The sequence below is a fragment of the Pseudomonas paracarnis genome (genome assembly GCF_904063055.1).
Lineage (GTDB): Bacteria > Pseudomonadota > Gammaproteobacteria > Pseudomonadales > Pseudomonadaceae > Aquipseudomonas > Aquipseudomonas paracarnis.
The window spans coordinates 1-451 of sequence record NZ_CAJFCN010000082.1; the positions used below are offsets into that span (position 1 = coordinate 1).

The following is a 451-nucleotide window of genomic DNA, read 5'->3' on the forward strand; positions in this document are numbered from 1 at the left end:
GTGTTCCTCGACACCTTCGTGATCTGCACTTGTACTGCGTTGCCGATTCTGCTGTCGGGTTTCTACACCCCAGGTTTTGAAGGTGACGTCATTGCCCTGACCCAGAACTCCCTGGCGGCGGTGGTGGGTGACTGGGGCCGCTTGTTCATCTCGGTGGCTCTGGCGTTGTTCGTGTTCACCTCGATCATGTACAACTACTACCTGGGCGAGAGCAACTTGCGCTTTCTGGTCGGCAATAACCGCAAGGTGCTGATGGGCTATCGCGCCTTGGTGCTGGTGCTGATTCTCTGGGGCTCGATCGAGAACCTGAGCACCGTGTCCGCCTTCGCTGACATCACCCTGACCAAGCTCGCGTTCGTCAACCTGTTTGCCCTGGCCTTCCTGTTCAAGATTGCCATGCTCATCCTCAATCACTACTACAACCCACTCGCCCCGGTCACACAAACACGGC

The 451-nt window shown here is 57.2% G+C and carries 1 protein-coding gene; it reads left to right on the forward strand.

The window, feature by feature from the left end; genetic code table 11:
* On the forward strand, nt 1–451 hold a 451-nt coding region (locus JMV15_RS28005; RefSeq protein ID WP_201492001.1), incomplete at both ends, for an alanine:cation symporter family protein.